Raw genomic sequence first — 17,533 nt, 5'->3', positions numbered from 1 at the left:
AGCACACATGAACCCATTTAAACCCGCCAGAGTTGGTGATACCCCCATCATTAAGTGGAGTCTAATCACCCTTGCCGTATTATTGAGTGGCTTACTATTACTGGTGCCGCTAGCCAGTATTTTTCAACAAGCCTTTGCTGGTGGTTGGCAACTGTATATTCAGCATTTGAGTCAACCAGATGCTCTCCACGCCATTGGCCTCACCTTGATAGTGGCAGCGCTGACCGTACCGATAAACTTAGTGTTTGGGGTACTGCTGGCATGGAGCGTCACCCGCTTTGAATTTCCAGGCCGCAAGATACTGATCACCTTGATTGATATTCCCTTTGCGGTATCGCCTGTGGTTGCTGGCTTACTCTACCTGCTGCTGTACGGCAACAGTGGCTGGCTCGGTGGCTGGTTGTTTGAACATGATCTGCAAGTGATGTTTGCTTGGCCCGGAATCGTGTTAGTGACCATTTTTGTCACTTGTCCGTTTGTCGCACGCGAACTCATCCCTTTAATGCAGCAACAGGGTGCCGCCGAAGAAGAAGCAGCGGTGATCCTCGGAGCCTCTTGGTGGCAACTATTCCGCCGCGTGACCTTACCCAATATCAAATGGGCACTGATTTATGGAGTAATTCTTACCAATGCCAGAGCGGTAGGCGAGTTTGGTGCTGTGGCAGTGGTATCAGGCAATATTCGCGGTGAAACCAATACCTTACCTTTGCATGTGCAATTGCTGTATGAGGATTATCAGGCACAAGCAGCATTTGCCAGCGCCTCTTTACTGGCACTGATAGCCCTATTTACGCTGGCGCTAAAAGCCGCTGTTGAATGGCGGCAACAACGCAGTTTATCCGCTAATAACGATAATGAGCCAAACCAATTATGAGTATTCGTCTTAGCAATATTTCTAAAAAATTTGGGCAGTTTCAGGCACTTTCGCCACTTAATCTGGATATTGAAGAAGGAGAAATGATCGGTCTGCTGGGGCCATCAGGTTCAGGTAAAACCACCTTACTGCGAATTATTGCCGGGCTGGAAGGCGCTGATAGCGGCCAACTGTATTTTGGTGACCGGGATGTTACCCAAGTCCATGTGCGCGAACGTCATGTGGGTTTTGTGTTCCAGAACTACGCGCTATTTCGTCATATGACAGTTGCTGAAAATGTCGCGTTTGGCCTGCAAGTTATGCCACGTAAACAGCGACCAACAGCTGCCGAGATCCATAAACGGGTGTCGCAACTCTTGGAAACAGTGCAACTCGGCCATCTAGCGCAGCGTTACCCAGAGCAACTCTCTGGTGGACAGAAACAACGTATCGCACTGGCGCGCGCACTGGCGACCCAACCAGAAGTACTGCTACTGGATGAACCCTTTGGCGCTTTGGATGCCAAAGTCCGTAAAGAACTGCGCCGCTGGCTGCGTAGCCTGCATGACGAATTGAAATTTACCAGCGTGTTTGTCACCCATGATCAAGACGAAGCCTTGGAACTGTCTGATCGAGTAGTGGTGATGAGCAATGGTCACATAGAACAGGTTAATACTCCGGCAGAGTTGTATGCGCAGCCAAACAGTCGGTTTGTGTTTGATTTTCTTGGCAACGTCAACGTGTTTACGGCTGAATGGCAACAATCACACTGGCGCAATGGCGCGGCATTTTTAGTGCCACCAGCACAGCCACAGTTACAGCAAAACGGTGCGTTATATGTGCGCAGCCACGAACTGGCGTTATCCGATAAACCTAACAGCCAAGCGAATTTGCCGTTTGAGATTGTTTCCATTACTCCTATTGGCGCAGAAGTTCGGGTGGAGTTAGCACCACGCGGCTGGCATAGCGAACAGTTATGGGAAGCAAAATTTACCCACCACCAGCTGCAAGCAATGGGCTTAAAAAAGGGCAATCAGGTTTTTGTGACCCCACAGACCGGCTACTTTTTTGCTGAACAAGGTGACGGTACCGCCACACGCCTTAACTGGCCGTTCCTGCCACCCGGCAGTATCGTGTTTGATATCTAACGCTGGGTTCAGTTAAGTCTAACGGCGGCAGCCAACCTTCCGCGATTGGAAGGGAAGGTTGGTTGAATGAAACAGTCTTTGGGCAGAAACGTGTTAGATTTTTAACTCTACTCGGTGAGTTTTGTATTAAATTTCTATAGTTTAATTATCCACATCATCGGCAGAAAAAATCGGTGTGGCTGGGACATAGCGGAAGCTGTACCGCTTTTGTGCTGTCCGAGTGCATGTGGTCGTTAGCCGAAATCACACCCTTGCACACAGTTCATGGTTTGTTGATAACAAAAACGTTTTCTGATTGCAAAAGCCCATATTTGTTATTACATTCACAAAACTCGGGGTCTTTTTGCCAATTGAATATGTTAACGTCAAATCCAGATGTCTTGAGTCTGTCTACATAATCCATTCCATATATCCTTACATGATCTGACTGCCCAAATATAGTTTCTCTTTCAGATGGATCTGTAACAGAAAAGTCTTCGTATGTTTTCTCTAAGGATAAAGAGATTGGAACCTGTAAAATTCCCCAGCCGCCAGGCTTCAATACTCTATATATTTCGCTCATTGCCTGTTCATCATCAATAATATGTTCTAGTACATGATTGCATATTATTACGTCAAATGTTCCTGTTGGATAATTTATTTCGGTAATATCCATTTTTACCATTACGTTTTTTGCGTTAATATCTGCGGTCAAGTAATCGATGTTAGAGTATTTTTCAATAATTCGTTTTAATCCATCCTCTGGAGCTACATGTAGGACTTTTGCTTTCTCCGAAAAAAATTTTGTTTTACTTAATAGATATAAATACAAAAGCCTTTCTCTATCGGTTGAATAACAAACCGGACATTGTGCATTTAGGCGATACCCGCCACCTATGATGTTCTTTTCAGTCAACACAGGAAATTTTAAACCAAACGGCTTTAGCTTTCGTAAATGAGAATCACATATAGGACATCTATATTTAATTCCAAAGAAATAAACTTTGTTGATGTAGTACCTTAATTTTCGTCTTTCATCCTCTGGAATCATAATTTTTGCTAAGCTCTTTATACTGTTCTTCAACATGTGATACTACAATTATTTTTTACAGCTAACGCTGAATTTAATAGAAAGAACATCTGGTACTACATTTTTCGAAGCAAAATTCGTGAAAGGTATTTTCGCCAATTAATTCTCCTTAATTGATTTAGACTGCTAACGCTCATAACGCGGCGGGGTCTACAGTGTCAGTTTGCCATACTTGTTTTGTGTGTGGCAGATTACGTAGGATGTGCGCACGATGATGGGCTATTTGACTTTCTTGTATCTGCACTCTCCGTTTGTTCCTCACTTGAAGCTGGCTGGCGGTGGCTGCGTGTAAGCTACGGCGCAATCGCTTCAAGGGTGGCTGAAAACAACATACTTAATCAACTGATTACGTATTAATTTTGTAGCATTACTAAAATTTGGTCAATCTTTGGGTGTTAGATCTAGCCCAAAATCACGTTGCTGAAACATAAAGGGGCACTTTAGAAATAAAAGTGGCGGCTAGCATCCAGCAAAACCGCCACTTATGAGACTTTAATACTTAGTATGAGTCTCTATTTTTTCCACAATAACTTTACATAAGATATTGATTTTATTCAACAGTTACCGATTTTGCGAGGTTGCGTGGCTGGTCAACATCCGTGCCTTTTATCAAAGCTACATGATAAGAAAGCAGTTGTAGTGGCAAGGTGTAGATCAGTGGTGCAATAAACTCATCACAGTGGGGTACGGGGATAACCTTCATGGAGTCGTCTGACTGGAAGTTGGCATCCACATCGGCAAACACATACATCAAGCCGCCACGGGCACGCACTTCTTCTACGTTGGATTTGAGTTTTTCCAGCAATTCATTGTTGGGCGCTACCACAATCACTGGCATATCGGCATCGATCAACGCTAATGGCCCGTGTTTCAGCTCACCCGAGGCATAAGCTTCTGCATGGATGTATGAGATCTCTTTCAGCTTTAGCGCACCTTCCATGGCAATAGGGTACTGATCGCCGCGACCTAAAAACAACGCATGGCTTTTGTCAGCAAAGTCTTCCGCCAAATCGGCAATGGTTTCGTCCAGCCCTAAGGTTTGTTCCACTTTTGCCGGCAAAGATTGCAAACTGTGAACCATAGCGGCTTCAGTGTCGGCACTCATGCCGTTGTAGCGGCCGATAACGGCTGTCAGCATCAGCAATCCAGCTAACTGCACGGTAAAGGCTTTTGTTGATGCCACGCCGATTTCCGCGCCCGCTTTCATCATGTACGCCATATCAGATTCGCGCACTAAAGATGAACCGGGCACGTTACAGATGGTCAACGAGGCTTTATACCCCATCTGTTTTGCCAAGCGTAAGGCGGCCAGGGTATCGGCGGTTTCACCCGACTGGGAGATGGTGACAAACAAGCTGTCGGGGTAAGTGAACGATTTGCGATAGCGAAACTCGGAGGCAATTTCCACATTACAGGAAACCCCCGCCCATTGTTCCAACCAGTAACGGGCGGTCATAGCTGCGTGATAACTGGTGCCGCAGGCGATGATCTGTACGTGACGAATACCTTGTAGCAAGGCTGCGGCATTTTCACCAAAAGCCGATGGCAGCACCTGACCATGGGCGATCCGGCCGTCCATAGTACGGGTTAGCGCCAGTGGTTGTTCGTGGATCTCTTTCAGCATGTAATGCCGATATTCACCTTTGTCACCGGCATCATGAGTGATTTCAGACTCTTTAATCTCACGTTCAACCGCTTCGCCTTGGCTGTTAAAGATACTTACTTTCCGGCGGGTAATTTCAGCAACATCACCTTCTTCTAGGTAAGAAAAAGAACGGGTTACCGGTAACAACGCCAGTTGATCTGACGCGACAAAGTTTTCACCCAAGCCATAACCCACCACCAGCGGACTGCCACTGCGAGCGACCACTAACCGTTCGCTGTCGCGGCGATCAATCACAACTGTGCCATAGGCACCTTGCAGTTGTTTTACGGTAGCCTGCACCGCCGCCAGCAAGGTTTCATGGGTTTTCAGCTCATGGTGTACCAGATGGCAGATCACTTCGGTATCGGTATCTGATTCAAACTGATAACCCAAGGCTTGCAGCTTTGCTCGCAATTCAGCATGGTTTTCAATAATGCCGTTGTGTACCACGGCGATATCACCGCTGGATTGATGGGGATGGGCATTGCGTTCGTTAGGCTCGCCGTGGGTCGCCCAGCGAGTGTGGGCTATCCCCGTACCGCCAGACAACGGATGCTGGGCCAGTGCATCAGCCAACTCCTGCACTTTACCTACCCGCCGTACGCGTTGTAGTTGCTGTTCATGGATAACGGCCATGCCCGCGGAGTCATAGCCGCGATATTCCAGCCGTTTCAAGCCTTCCAGCAGAATTTCCATCACATCCCTTTGCGCCACGGCGCCAACAATTCCACACATGTTATTTCCTGCGTTACGTCTTAGTTTGAAGATTGATAAGGCACCAGCAATACTTCAATGCCGTGCCCACGAATAATGTCTGCCGCTTGGGAGGATAAGCGCTCATCGGTAACTACCGTAGATATCTGTTTCCAAGGCAATTCTAGGTTGGGAATTCGCCGCTGCAGCTTGTCTGACTCCAACATCACCACTACTTGCTGTGACACTTCCGCCATTACTTTGCTGAGATTAGTGAGTTCATTAAAGGTGGTGGTACCGCGATTCAAATCGATACCATCCGCGCCAATAAACAGTTGGTCGAAGTTGTAGGAGCGCAAGACCTGCTCGGCCATCTGTCCCTGAAACGATTCGGAATGTGGATCCCAGGTGCCACCGGTCATCAATAATGTTGGCTCATTTTCCAGTTCGTGAATGGCATTAGCGAGTTGCAGGGAGTTGGTCATTACCACCAGCCCGCGCTTTTCATTTAACTCGGGAATAAGCCCCAGGGTCGTAGAGCCGCAGTCAATGATGATGCGGTTATGATCGCGAATGAGTTCTGCGGCTTTGTGGGCTATCGCTAACTGGTTGGCAGATGGCCCCCGCTGCGGCACGGCCAGTTCCTGAGGTAATGGCACCGCGCCACCATAACGCCGCAGCAAAAATCCATCGGTTTCCAGCGAAGCTAAATCCTTACGGATAGTGACTTCCGAAGTCTCAAACGCCTGAGCCAGTTGCTCAACACTGACTTCGCCGGTTTGATTTAACTGTTCAACAATAGCTCGGCGCCGTTGCTGGGTATTCCTTTTTATCATTTATCGATAGCTTAAATTTCGATTTGAAAGAAATTATATTCAAACGAAACTTAACCACAAGTGATTTTTCACGTTATTCCCCCTGATTAAGCCACTATTCAGCAGGAACAAATCGCAGAAACAAAAAAGCACTCGTTAATGAGTGCTTTCGAAACGAAACATACAGAAAAAATTAATTAGTTTTTTTGACGGGTCGTTTCCAGTCACGGATATGTTTCTGTTTTACTCGGGTAATGACCAGCTCATCTTCACCAACATCTTCGGTGATGGTGGACCCCGCCCCAAAGTGGCGCCTTTAGCAATCGATACTGGGGCCACCAGCTGCGTATCACTGCCCACAAATACATCATCACCAATCACGGTAAGATGTTTGTTGGCACCATCATAGTTACAGGTGATAGTGCCGGCGCCAATATTGACGCCTTTACCTATCTGCGCATCGCCCAAATATGTCAGATGCCCAGCTTTAGAACCTTCACCCAGCACCGCTTTTTTCATCTCCACGAAATTACCCACATGGGCATCCGCTTTCAATTCAGCGCCAGGACGCAAACGGGCAAATGGGCCAGCATTGGCGTTTACCCCAAATTTTGCACCTTCAACAATGGTATAGGGCTTCACTTCACCGCCATCAGCAATTTCACAATCGATCAGAATGGCGCCAGCGCCAATGGTGACGTTATTGCCCAGAACCACTTTACCTTCAAAGATGACATTGATATCTATCATCACATCCTGGCCGATGGTCACGTCTCCACGAATATCGATACGCGCAGGATCTCTGAGATTAGCGCCATTGAGCATCAGTTGTTCGGCCATGCGCGCCTGATAAGCCCGTTCCAGCACAGCTAACTGCACCCGATTATTCGCGCCTTCGGTTTCAATGGCATCGGCCGGGTGCGCCGTAGTGATAGTGACATTATCCTTATGCGCCATCGCCACTACATCGGTCAGGTAAAATTCCCCTTGCGCGTTGTTATTGTTCAATTGGCTCAGCCAGTGTTTTAGCTGTTTGCCCGGCAAGGCCATAATGCCGCTATTCACTTCAGTAATTGCCAGTTGCGCTGCGGTTGCATCTTTCTGCTCTACAATGCCCACAACCTTACCGTTTTCTCGCAAAATACGGCCATAACCGTTGGGGTTCGCCAAATTCACCGTAAGCATTGCCACGCCATCCGGCTGACGACTTTGTAACAACGCCGCTAATGTTTGCTGGCGGATCAGCGGTACGTCACCGTACAACACCAGCACGGTATCTTCATCGTTTATATATGGGATAGTCTGTGCCACTGCATGACCTGTGCCTAACTGCTGTGGCTGTTCCACCCAATTTAACTGCGGCTCGCTCACAGCGGTTTGTAACTGGGCACCACCGTAGCCATACACCAGATTGATCTGGTCGGCATTCAGCGCTTTAGCAGTATCAATGACATGCTGCACCATCGTTTTATGGGCAACTTTATGCAGAACTTTGGGTAAATCGGAACGCATCCGAGTTCCCTTACCGGCCGCGAGGATCACAACATTGAGCGACATAACCACTTCCTTTAGCAAATGACCGCCACATTCTAACCAAAATGCTGGTCTGATGCAGTCTATCCCAAACCTGCGGGCAATAAAAAAGGCGCCTTTGGGCGCCTTTTTTAGCAGAGTTACATTATCTGGCAATGTTCTTCTTGATGGTCTCGACCACACGCAACTGGGCAATAGCCTTAGCCAGCTCAATTGCTGCTGCCGCGTAATCAAAGTCAACACCGGCTTTGGCCATTTCGGCTTCGGCACGACGCTTGGCTTCTACAGCGGCCTGTTCGTCAATCTCATCGGCACGCATTACGACATCAGCCAATACGGACACAGAAGAAGGCTGTACTTCGAGGATACCCCGGACAGATAAAACACTTCTTCGGAACCATTTTGTTTGACGATGCGCGCCATGCCAGGTTTGATATTGGTCAGCAGCGGCGTATGACCAGGCATTACACCCAGTTCACCTTCTGAACCTGTTACCTGTAAACTGGCAACCAGTCCGGAATAGATTTTGCTTTCTGCACTGACGATATCAAGTTGTACTGTCATGGCTGCCATCCCGTTCTCCTATCAAAACCAGAGATTTCTCTGATTACTTCTTGTTGGCTTTTTCTACCGCTTCTTCGATAGAGCCAACCATGTAGAACGCCTGTTCTGGCAGATGATCAAATTCACCGTCCAAAATGCCTTTGAAGCCACGAATGGTGTCTTTCAAAGAGACGTACTTACCTGGAGAACCGGTAAACACTTCCGCTACGTGGAATGGCTGAGACAGGAAACGCTCGATTTTACGAGCGCGGGCTACTGTCATCTTGTCTTCATCAGACAATTCATCCATACCCAGAATAGCAATAATGTCTTTCAGCTCTTTATAACGCTGCAATACATGCTGCACGCCAGTTGCCACGTTGTAGTGCTCCTGACCAACCACTTGTGGATCCAACTGACGAGAGGTGGAATCCAGAGGGTCAACCGCTGGGTAGATACCCAGAGAAGCAATCTGACGAGACAATACTACGGTCGCATCCAAGTGGGCGAAGGTAGTTGCAGGGCTTGGGTCAGTCAAGTCATCCGCAGGTACGTATACCGCCTGTACTGAAGTGATAGAACCCACTTTAGTAGAGGTAATACGTTCTTGCAGTACACCCATTTCTTCCGCCAGTGTTGGCTGATAACCCACAGCTGAAGGCATACGCCCCAGCAGTGCAGATACTTCTGTACCCGCTAGTGTGTAACGGTAGATGTTGTCGATAAACAACAGCACGTCACGGCCTTCATCACGGAATTTTTCCGCCATAGTCAGACCGGTCAACGCTACACGCAGACGGTTGCCTGGTGGTTCGTTCATCTGACCATAAACCATGGCTACTTTGTCCAGTACGCCAGAGTCTTTCATTTCGTAGTAGAAGTCGTTACCTTCACGGGTACGTTCACCTACACCGGCGAATACTGACAGACCTGAGTGGGCTTTAGCGATGTTGTTAATCAGTTCCATCATGTTAACTGTCTTACCAACACCCGCACCACCGAACAGACCCACTTTACCACCCTTGGCGAACGGGCAAACAAGGTCAATAACCTTGATACCAGTTTCCAGCAATTCAGTGGTGTTTGATTGTTCTTCATAAGAAGGTGCCGCACGGTGAATCACATAACGTTCTTCTTCACCAATAGGACCTACTTCATCTACGGGCTCACCCAATACGTTCATGATACGGCCAAGTGTTGCATGACCTACCGGAACAGAAATCGGGGCACCTGTATTTTCCACCTCAAGACCACGACGCAAACCGTCAGAAGAACCCATGGCGATGGTACGAACGACACCACCACCAAGCTGCTGCTGAACTTCCAGCACTAGGCCTTTACTCACGATTTTCAGAGCGTCATATACCTGAGGTACGGCATCATGTGGAAACTCTACGTCCACAACCGCGCCAATTACTTGGACAACAGTACCTGTGCTCATGATTAATCCTCTAAAACTTGTCTTGGTTACCCAGCCTAAACCGCAGCTGCACCGGATACAATTTCCGACAGTTCCTGCGTAATAGCAGCCTGACGGGCTTTGTTGTACACCAGTTGCAAATCGTCAATCAGGTTTCCTGCGTTGTCAGTTGCCGCTTTCATCGCCACCATACGGGCAGCTTGTTCAGAAGCAATATTTTCAACAACACCCTGATAAACCTGAGATTCCACATAACGCACCAGTAATTTTTCCAACAGTTCTTTTGGATCTGGTTCGTAAATGTAATCCCAGTGATGTTTCACATCATCTTCATCGGATTTAGGCAAAGGCAGCAGCTGCTCGATCACGGGGGTCTGAGTCATGGTATTCACGAATTTATTGAACACCACATACAGACGATCCAGTTTGCCTTCGTTGTAAGCTTGCAGCATCACGCGCACAGTACCGATCAGATCCGCCAGTTTAGGTGCATCACCTAAGCCTGACGCTGACGCTTGTACTTTGCCGCCAAAGCTTTTGAAAAACTGTACGCTACGAGCACCAATGGGACAAAATTCCACATCAGCACCTTGTTGTTTCCAGCTTTTCACGTCTGCCGCCACCTTCTTAAACAGGTTGACGTTCAGACCACCACAAAGACCACGGTCGGTTGCCACAACTATGTATCCAACCCGCTTGGCTTCTCGCACCTCTAAATAGGGGTGTTTATATTCGAGAGAACCTTGCGCTACGTGACCGATCACTTTACGCATACTTTCCGCATAAGGACGACTGGAAGCCATGCGATCTTGCGCTCTGCGCATTTTGCTGGCTGCCACCATCTCCATGGCAGAAGTGATCTTCTGTGTGTTTTTCACACTGGAGATCTTTGATTTAATCTCTTTTGCGCCGGCCATCTCTACTCTCCAATCTGGACCAGAGGTGCCTTAACTGGCACCTCGCGTGTTGTTACCAGGTTTGGGTTGCCACGAACTTTTCGAGGCCAGCTTTCAGTTCACCTTCGATATCGGCGTTATAGTTGCCGGTTTCGTTGATGAGCTTCATCAGCTCGGCATGCTCGCTGTTCATGAAGGAGAGCAGGGCAGCTTCAAAATCACCGATTTTCTTCAGCTCTACGTTTTTCAGGAAGCCTTTTTCTGCAGCGAAAATAGACACAGCCTGATCAGCAACGCTCATCGGTGCATATTGCTTCTGCTTCATCAGTTCAGTTACCCGTTCACCGTGTTCCAATTGGGCACGGGTCGCGTCATCAAGTCAGATGCAAACTGAGAGAAGGCAGCCAGCTCTCGGTACTGTGCCAGCGCGGTACGGATACCACCGGACAGTTTCTTGATGATTTTGGTCTGAGCCGCACCACCCACACGAGAAACCGAAATACCTGGGTTAACCGCTGGACGTAAGCCAGAGTTAAACAGGTCGGTTTCAGGAAGATCTGACCATCAGTAATTGAAATTACGTTGGTCGGTACGAACGCAGATACGTCACCAGCCTGGGTTTCAATAATAGGCAAGGCGGTCAATGAACCAGTTTTGCCTTTTACTTCACCGTTAGTGAATTTTTCTACATATTCTTCGTTCACGCGGGAAGCACGTTCCAGCAAACGAGAATGCAAATAGAAAACGTCGCCAGGGTAAGCTTCACGTCCTGGTGGACGCTTGAGCAGCAGTGAAATCTGACGATATGCCACAGCCTGTTTAGTCAGGTCGTCATATACGATCAGGGCATCTTCACCGCGGTCACGGAAGTATTCACCCATAGAACAACCAGCATAAGGTGCCAGATACTGCAATGCAGCAGCTTCTGAAGCGGTAGCCACTACGACGATAGTGTTCGCCAGTGCACCGTGTTCTTCCAGCTTACGTACGATGTTGGCAATGGTAGAAGCTTTCTGACCAATCGCAACATAGATACATTTAATGCCAGAATTTTTCTGGTTGATGATGGCATCAATGGCCAAAGCGGTTTTACCGATCTGACGGTCACCGATGATCAGCTCACGCTGACCACGACCGATTGGGATCATGGAGTCAACTGCTTTATAACCAGTCTGTACTGGTTGTGATACTGACTTACGGTCAATAACGCCTGGCGCAATCACTTCAACGGGTGCAAAGCCATCGTTATCGATAGGGCCTTTACCGTCGATAGGTTCACCCAGGGTGTTAACAACACGACCTAGCAGACCACGACCTACTGGTACCTGCAAAATGCGACCAGTAGTTTTTACTTTTTCGCCTTCTGCCAAATCGGCATAAGGACCCATTACTACGGCACCGACAGAATCACGTTCAAGGTTCAACGCGATTGCAAAACGGCTGCCAGGCAGTTCGATCATTTCACCCTGCATTACATCGGCCAAGCCGTGAATGCGGATAATACCGTCACTTACCGAAACGATAGTACCTTCGTTACGGGCTTCGCTGACAACGTCGAACTGCTCGATCCGCTGCTTAATCAGATCGCTGATTTCAGTGGAATTCAGTTGCATGCTCAAACTCCCAATTACGATTGCAGCTTATCAGACAAACGGTCGAGTTTGCCGCGGACAGACCCATCAATGACGAGGTCACCTGCTTTGATAATAACGCCAGCGATAAGCTTGGCATCCACGCTGCAATTCAGCTTAACTTTGCGTGCGAGACGTTTCTCTAGAGAAGCACTGATCTGTGCAATCTGTGAATCAGTCAAAGGCGTAGCAGATACCACACTGGCTTCTACTTCTTTTGACCATTCCAGACGCAGCTCAGTAAATTGCTGAGCAACAGCTGGCAGCACTTCTAAGCGATCGTTTTCGGCCATTACCTTGATCAGATTTTGACCATGGGCATCCATCTGCTCGCCGCATACCTTGATAAACAAGTCTGCTAGACGATCACTGGCCATCACTCCGGCCAGCAGCGGCTTCATGGTCTCGTTTTCACTGACCAACGCGGCAAAGTCGAGCATTTCTGCCCACTTTTCCACGGCCTGATGTTCAACCGCAAAATCAAAAGCTGCCTTTGCATAAGGACGAGCAATGGTGGTTAACTCAGCCATAACTCCACTCCCTTATCAAATTTCAGCGACAAGTTTATCAACTATGTCACTCTGGGCGGCTTCATCAATCGAACGCTCGAGGATTTTCTCTGCACCAATAATGGCAAGAGTCGCAAGCTGCTTACGCAGTTCCTCTTTCACGCGATTACGTTCAGCTTCAATTTCTGCTTGACCCTGAGCGATAATCTTTGAACGCTCAGCGTCTGCTTCGGCTTTAGCTTCGTCAATGATCTGAGCCTTGCGTTTGTTAGCAGACTCGATGATTTCGTTGGCAGTAGCCTTGGCTTCTTTGAGTTGATCAGAGGCTTTCACCTGAGCCAACTCCAGGTCTTTAGCTGCACGGTCAGCGTCAGCAAGACCATCAGCAATCCTTTTCTGGCGCTCTTCGATGGCACTCATCAAAGGCGGCCAAACAAACTTCATGCAGAACCACACGAAGATAAAAAAGGCGACCGTCTGACCGATTAGGGTAGCGTTGATATTCACAACAGCCTCCTATTTAGATTAAAGACAGAAGCATTAGCCGTGCAGCATATTACCCAGTGGGTTAGTGAACAGCATATACAGTGCAATACCTACACCGATCATGGTTACGGCGTCCAACAACCCCGCTACGATGAACATTTTCACCTGCAGCATCGGCGCCATTTCTGGCTGACGAGCAGCACCTTCAAGGAATTTACCGCCGAGCAGACCGAAGCCAATAGCGGTACCCAAAGCACCCAGACCAATGAGCAAAGCAACAGCAATTGCAGTAAAGCCCAGAATCGTTTCCATCTGTATCTCCAGTTTCTAAATCTATGTTAGTTAATGATTTAGTTTAAAATTTTTTCCGCAATCCTTAATGATCTTCATGCGCCATGCTTAAATAAACAATGGTCAGCATCATGAAGATAAACGCTTGCAGCGTGATAACCAGAATGTGGAAAATCAACCAGCCCAGGTGCAAAGTCACACCCAAGGCAGCAATCGCCACGTTGGCACCATACATCAGCGCAATAAGGATGAAGATCAACTCACCAGCGTAAAGGTTACCGAAAAGACGCAATGCCAATGAAATCGGCTTGGCAATCAAGGTAACAGATTCAAGCACGAAGTTGACCGGTATCATTGCCTTTACATTAAAGGGCTGTAATGTCAGTTCTTTCACAAATCCTGATATACCCTTGATCTTAATGCTGTAATAAATAATCAGCACAAACACCCCCAGTGCCAGACTGAAAGTCACATTAAGATCTGCGGTCGGAACCACCCTCAGGTACTGGTTGTGATCGCCGGCAATCAAAGCTGCCAATTGAGGCAACCAATCTACCGGGATCATATCCATGAAGTTCATCATGAATACCCAAACGAAAATGGTCAGAGCGAGCGGCGCAATCAGCTTGTTACGGCCATGGAAAGTTTCTTTAACGCTGGTATCCACAAATTCGACGAGCATCTCGATAAAGCACTGAAGCTTACCGGGAACGCCGGTTGTGGCTTTTTGCCAACGCTGCGGAACAACCACAGGAACAAAACACCAAGCCCTACAGAAAAGAGCAATGAATCAATATGCCAAGACCAAAAAGCATTAGGATCCACGCCTGACTCCCAATGCGTAAGGTGGTGCTTGATATATTCCTGCGACGTTAAAGCTTCACCAGTTGCAGACATGATTCATCCCACTTAACTTTGCTTGAAGTATAAAGGAGCTGTCCAATGCACTATTAACCCCAGCACATAACAAACAAAAAGCGGCATAAATGCAGCTTTAAGGTATATAAATGCTATTGAAAACAACACAATAGTTAACAGCAACTTTACCGCTTCCCCCAGTAAAAGCTTTTTAACACTTTTGCTGTAGCGCTAGCCCCCGTATGGGAGAACGCTAGGGTCGCGAACACGAAATTGGGGATCACAGCAGTGACAGCGCCAGCTAACGCTGACATCCCACTGTTGACCCCCTGCATAACGAAAAAGACCGTCGATGCCAATCCGGTAACCGCGGCTTGCAACATAATCAGTTTGTAAGCTGACCGGCGGCCACGACGAGCTAGATTGTCAATCAATCGATCTTCTCCGTAATTTTCTTTTTGTTTCGGTGACCGTGTATGAAAATTCTAAGCCACCCACGCAAAAAGCTTGCGAAAGTATACCTTTTCGAAGCATTCGCGCAACGTTGAGAATATCAAAAAAAGTGTGCAAAAGTGATTTAGCGCTAAGTTATAAAAGCATTTACTGTTTTTATGTAATTAAGTTACATTTTCTTTTTATTATTGATATTTTTTCGCGTAAATCAGCTTATTTTGGCGATAATTCCATCGAGTTCTGACAAACTCTGGTAATTAATTACAATTTTACCGGCACCCTTTACAGTGTGCGTAATATTAACTTTTGTTCCTAATCTTTGAACTAGCTCGCTTTCTAATCTGGTTAAATCCGCGTTTTTAATATTATTTTCAGGTTTCTGTTGAGGATTAAGCACTTTGTTAATAAGTCGTTCTGTTTCACGAACGGTTAGTTCTTTCGCAGCAACGACTCTGGCAACGTTAGTTTGTTGATCGCCATCGAGCGCTAGCAATGCTCGAGCGTGTCCCATATCAATATCACCGCGCTCCAACATCACTTTCACGGCAGGATTTAACGCGTTAAGACGCAATAAGTTAGAAACACTCGCACGGGACTTACCAACCGCATCAGCCACTTGCTGATGTGTGAGTGCAAACTCTTCAATGAGGCGGTTTAACGCTATAGCTTCTTCCATGGCGTTGAGATCTTCACGCTGAATATTCTCAATCAGGGCAATGGCTACGGCGCTTTCATCGGGAACCTGTTTAACAATACAGGGAACTTTATCTAGCTGAGCTAATTGCGCGGCCCGCCAACGCCGTTCCCCGGCAATAATTTCGTACAGGTTATCATCGATTTTTCGTACAACAATCGGCTGAATGACACCTTGGGCACGAATAGACTCAGCTAACTCTTCCAAGGCTTCTGGTGACATATCCTTACGCGGTTGATATTTGCCAGGCTTTAACAAATCCAGATCCAGATTGAGCAAGGTTTCTCCGCTTTTGACATCATCTGGCGCTTCAGCAGTTTCCCGCTTTTGATTAGCGGCATGACTGGTGCTGAGCAGCGCATCCAGACCTTTACCTAAACCGCGTTTTTTAATGTCATGGTGATCCCTTTTAAACCTTTTCTGTTTGTTTTTTCTGTTGCTCAGCACGGCGGATGATCTCTCCAGCCAGTGACAGATAAGCCTTGGCGCCAGCACTGCCTTTGTCGTAATACATTGCCGGAGCACCAAAGCTTGGCGCTTCCGCCAACCGCACATTTCTTGGAATAACCGTACGATAAACCTTATCGCCAAAATGTTGTTTCAACTGATCAGACACATCGTTGGCCAAGCGGTTGCGCGGGTCGTACATAGTACGCAAAATTCCCTCGATGCCAAGCCCTGGATTGACCATGGACGCCAATTTCGACACGGTATCCATCAGCGCGGTTAAACCTTCCAAGGCGTAATATTCACATTGCATAGGTACCAACACCGAATCTGCGGCAGACATGGCGTTAACGGTCAACATATTGAGCGATGGCGGGCAATCAATAAAAATAAAATCATAACGATCCCGAATGGCGGTCAAGGCATTGCGTAAACGGATCTCCCGGGCAAAAAACTCGATCAATTTGATCTCAGCGGCGGTCACATCACCGTTGGCGGCCACTAGATCATATTTACCGACAGTATTTTTTATGACCACATCATCGAACGGTTTTTCATCCACCAGCAATTCGTAAGCGGTATTTTCCACTTCATACTTGTCTACACCGCTGCCCATAGTGGCATTGCCCTGAGGATCCAGGTCAACCAGCAACACCCGGCGTTTAGTCGCGGCCAGGGATGCAGCCAAGTTCACACTTGTTGTTGTTTTCCCCACGCCACCTTTTTGGTTAGCTACGGCAATGATTTTCGCCACAATGTCACCTTGTCCATCAAGTCTGTTGTTAATCCCATGCTTGCATCAACTTGCTTGATACGCTAGCGAATTGCAAGGCACTCAGTCCCGGGAAGTGATGATCAGCAGATGTCGCTGTTCATGTAACTGCGGCACCTGCAACTGTATTTGTTGTTTTACCTGGTATTTAACCGGTATTTCTGCCAATTCGTGATTATCCAACTGTCCTTTTAACGCATAAAAGGCACCTGTGGGCTTGGGCAAGTGAGCACACCAGCTCAGCATATCACTTACCGAAGCAAACGCTCGGCTGAGAACGCCATCAAATAACACTTGCGGTTGATAGTCTTCAACCCTGCTTTCTACAGAGGATATATTATTGAGCTTTAACTCAATCTGAACCTGGCGCTGAAAGCGGATGCGTTTGCCTAAGCTATCGAGTAATACGAATTGCTTGTCAGGATTAAGGATAGCCAGCGGGATCGCCGGAAGCCCTGGGCCTGTGCCAACATCAATAAAATGCTGCCCCTGCAAAAAAGGCGAAACTACCAAGCTATCCATAATATGGCGGATCAGCATCTGCTGCGGATCGCGAATGGCTGTAAGGTTGTAAGCTTTATTCCATTTATCCAGCAACGCAACAAATGCCAGCAATTGCTGCTGTTGCCTGTCGCTGGCCTGAATTTGGGCTTCTGCAAGATAGTTTTTCAGCTGCGTGGCAAGCACGAAAATGACTCCTGGATAGTTATGCGGTGGCTATTATGAAGCCCATAAAAGACGAAGGGAAGCCCGCAGCTTCCCTTTGCAGCCTTAACA

The 17,533-nt window shown here is 47.5% G+C and carries 13 protein-coding genes and 5 pseudogenes; 2 read left to right on the top strand and 16 right to left on the bottom strand.

The genetic code is table 11. The features are described from left to right. The first annotated feature begins 7 nt into the window (after positions 1-7). Positions 8-874: a sulfate ABC transporter permease subunit CysW gene (gene cysW, locus KHX94_RS08800; RefSeq protein ID WP_213683111.1), complete on the top strand. Its 867-nt coding sequence runs from the start codon at positions 8-10 to the stop codon at positions 872-874. Beyond that, positions 871-2,001, top strand: coding sequence for a sulfate/molybdate ABC transporter ATP-binding protein (locus tag KHX94_RS08795; protein WP_213683110.1), 1,131 nt, complete (start codon positions 871-873; stop codon positions 1,999-2,001). Before cysW ends, KHX94_RS08795 begins: the two co-directional genes overlap by 4 nt. Positions 2,002-2,263: 262 nt before the next feature. Here KHX94_RS08795 and KHX94_RS08790 read toward each other — a convergent pair whose 3' ends face one another. From KHX94_RS08790 to rsmG, 16 genes and pseudogenes are all read right to left on the bottom strand, one after another. Continuing rightward, positions 2,264-3,067: a class I SAM-dependent methyltransferase gene (locus tag KHX94_RS08790; protein WP_213683109.1), complete on the bottom strand. Its 804-nt coding sequence runs from the start codon at positions 3,065-3,067 to the stop codon at positions 2,264-2,266. Positions 3,068-3,620: 553 nt separating this feature from the next. After that, on the bottom strand, positions 3,621-5,450 hold the full coding sequence (gene glmS / locus KHX94_RS08785; RefSeq protein ID WP_213683108.1) for a glutamine--fructose-6-phosphate transaminase (isomerizing): 1,830 nt from the start codon (positions 5,448-5,450) through the stop codon (positions 3,621-3,623). Positions 5,451-5,470: 20 nt separating this feature from the next. After that, on the bottom strand, positions 5,471-6,244 hold the full coding sequence (locus tag KHX94_RS08780) for a DeoR/GlpR family DNA-binding transcription regulator (RefSeq protein WP_213683107.1): 774 nt from the start codon (positions 6,242-6,244) through the stop codon (positions 5,471-5,473). Positions 6,245-6,416: 172 nt separating this feature from the next. Then, positions 6,417-7,780, bottom strand: a pseudogene (gene glmU / locus KHX94_RS08775) (bifunctional UDP-N-acetylglucosamine diphosphorylase/glucosamine-1-phosphate N-acetyltransferase GlmU). A 121-nt stretch (positions 7,781-7,901) separates the two neighbouring features. Next, positions 7,902-8,329: pseudogene (locus KHX94_RS08770) on the bottom strand (F0F1 ATP synthase subunit epsilon). 34 nt (positions 8,330-8,363) lie between these two features. Continuing rightward, positions 8,364-9,740 carry a F0F1 ATP synthase subunit beta gene (gene atpD / locus KHX94_RS08765; RefSeq protein WP_213683106.1) on the bottom strand — a complete coding sequence of 459 codons (1,377 nt, stop codon included), beginning with the start codon at positions 9,738-9,740 and terminating at the stop codon, positions 8,364-8,366. A gap of 35 nt (positions 9,741-9,775) precedes the next feature. Continuing rightward, the gene (gene atpG / locus KHX94_RS08760; protein ID WP_213683105.1) at positions 9,776-10,636 is read right to left on the bottom strand and encodes a F0F1 ATP synthase subunit gamma; all 861 of its coding nucleotides are present in this window, start codon (positions 10,634-10,636) and stop codon (positions 9,776-9,778) included. 52 nt (positions 10,637-10,688) lie between these two features. Further along, a pseudogene (gene atpA, locus KHX94_RS08755) lies at positions 10,689-12,228 on the bottom strand (F0F1 ATP synthase subunit alpha). Positions 12,229-12,242: 14 nt separating this feature from the next. Continuing rightward, positions 12,243-12,776 (bottom strand): F0F1 ATP synthase subunit delta, encoded by a 534-nt coding sequence (atpH, locus tag KHX94_RS08750; protein WP_213683104.1) that lies wholly within the window; start codon positions 12,774-12,776, stop codon positions 12,243-12,245. A gap of 15 nt (positions 12,777-12,791) precedes the next feature. Then, complete coding sequence (gene atpF / locus KHX94_RS08745) at positions 12,792-13,262, bottom strand: F0F1 ATP synthase subunit B (RefSeq protein ID WP_213683103.1); 471 nt, start codon at positions 13,260-13,262, stop codon at positions 12,792-12,794. Positions 13,263-13,295: 33 nt separating this feature from the next. After that, complete coding sequence (atpE, locus tag KHX94_RS08740) at positions 13,296-13,553, bottom strand: F0F1 ATP synthase subunit C (protein WP_037445530.1); 258 nt, start codon at positions 13,551-13,553, stop codon at positions 13,296-13,298. 64 nt (positions 13,554-13,617) lie between these two features. After that, positions 13,618-14,429: pseudogene (gene atpB, locus KHX94_RS08735) on the bottom strand (F0F1 ATP synthase subunit A). Positions 14,430-14,504: 75 nt separating this feature from the next. Beyond that, positions 14,505-14,773: pseudogene (locus tag KHX94_RS21465) on the bottom strand (ATP synthase subunit I); the annotation flags it as partial. 278 nt (positions 14,774-15,051) lie between these two features. Then, positions 15,052-15,981 (bottom strand): ParB/RepB/Spo0J family partition protein, encoded by a 930-nt coding sequence (locus KHX94_RS08725; RefSeq protein ID WP_244859433.1) that lies wholly within the window; start codon positions 15,979-15,981, stop codon positions 15,052-15,054. After that, positions 15,947-16,738: a ParA family protein gene (locus KHX94_RS08720; RefSeq protein ID WP_213683102.1), complete on the bottom strand. Its 792-nt coding sequence runs from the start codon at positions 16,736-16,738 to the stop codon at positions 15,947-15,949. The genes KHX94_RS08725 and KHX94_RS08720 overlap by 35 nt, the downstream gene beginning before the upstream one ends. An 81-nt stretch (positions 16,739-16,819) precedes the next feature. Further along, positions 16,820-17,443 (bottom strand): 16S rRNA (guanine(527)-N(7))-methyltransferase RsmG, encoded by a 624-nt coding sequence (gene rsmG / locus KHX94_RS08715; protein ID WP_213683101.1) that lies wholly within the window; start codon positions 17,441-17,443, stop codon positions 16,820-16,822. Between the last annotated feature and the right edge of the window lie 90 nt (positions 17,444-17,533).

It is taken from the genome of Shewanella dokdonensis (assembly GCF_018394335.1).
GTDB classification, from domain to species: Bacteria; Pseudomonadota; Gammaproteobacteria; order Enterobacterales; family Shewanellaceae; genus Shewanella; species Shewanella dokdonensis.
The sequence above is the reverse complement of the archived record's forward strand: the minus strand, read 5'-3'. Positions and strand labels throughout refer to the sequence as shown.

Bases quoted from the DNA above. Each gene is read 5' to 3' on its own strand.
- cysW (WP_213683111.1), top strand. From the start codon at position 8: ATGAACCCATTTAAACCCGCCAGAGTTGGTGATACCCCCATCATTAAG.
- KHX94_RS08795 (WP_213683110.1), top strand. From the start codon at position 871: ATGAGTATTCGTCTTAGCAATATTTCTAAAAAATTTGGGCAGTTTCAG.
- KHX94_RS08790 (WP_213683109.1), bottom strand. From the start codon at position 3,067: ATGTTGAAGAACAGTATAAAGAGCTTAGCAAAAATTATGATTCCAGAG.
- glmS (WP_213683108.1), bottom strand. From the start codon at position 5,450: ATGTGTGGAATTGTTGGCGCCGTGGCGCAAAGGGATGTGATGGAAATT.
- KHX94_RS08780 (WP_213683107.1), bottom strand. From the start codon at position 6,244: ATGATAAAAAGGAATACCCAGCAACGGCGCCGAGCTATTGTTGAACAG.
- atpD (WP_213683106.1), bottom strand. From the start codon at position 9,740: ATGAGCACAGGTACTGTTGTCCAAGTAATTGGCGCGGTTGTGGACGTA.
- atpG (WP_213683105.1), bottom strand. From the start codon at position 10,636: ATGGCCGGCGCAAAAGAGATTAAATCAAAGATCTCCAGTGTGAAAAAC.
- atpH (WP_213683104.1), bottom strand. From the start codon at position 12,776: ATGGCTGAGTTAACCACCATTGCTCGTCCTTATGCAAAGGCAGCTTTT.
- atpE (WP_037445530.1), bottom strand. From the start codon at position 13,553: ATGGAAACGATTCTGGGCTTTACTGCAATTGCTGTTGCTTTGCTCATT.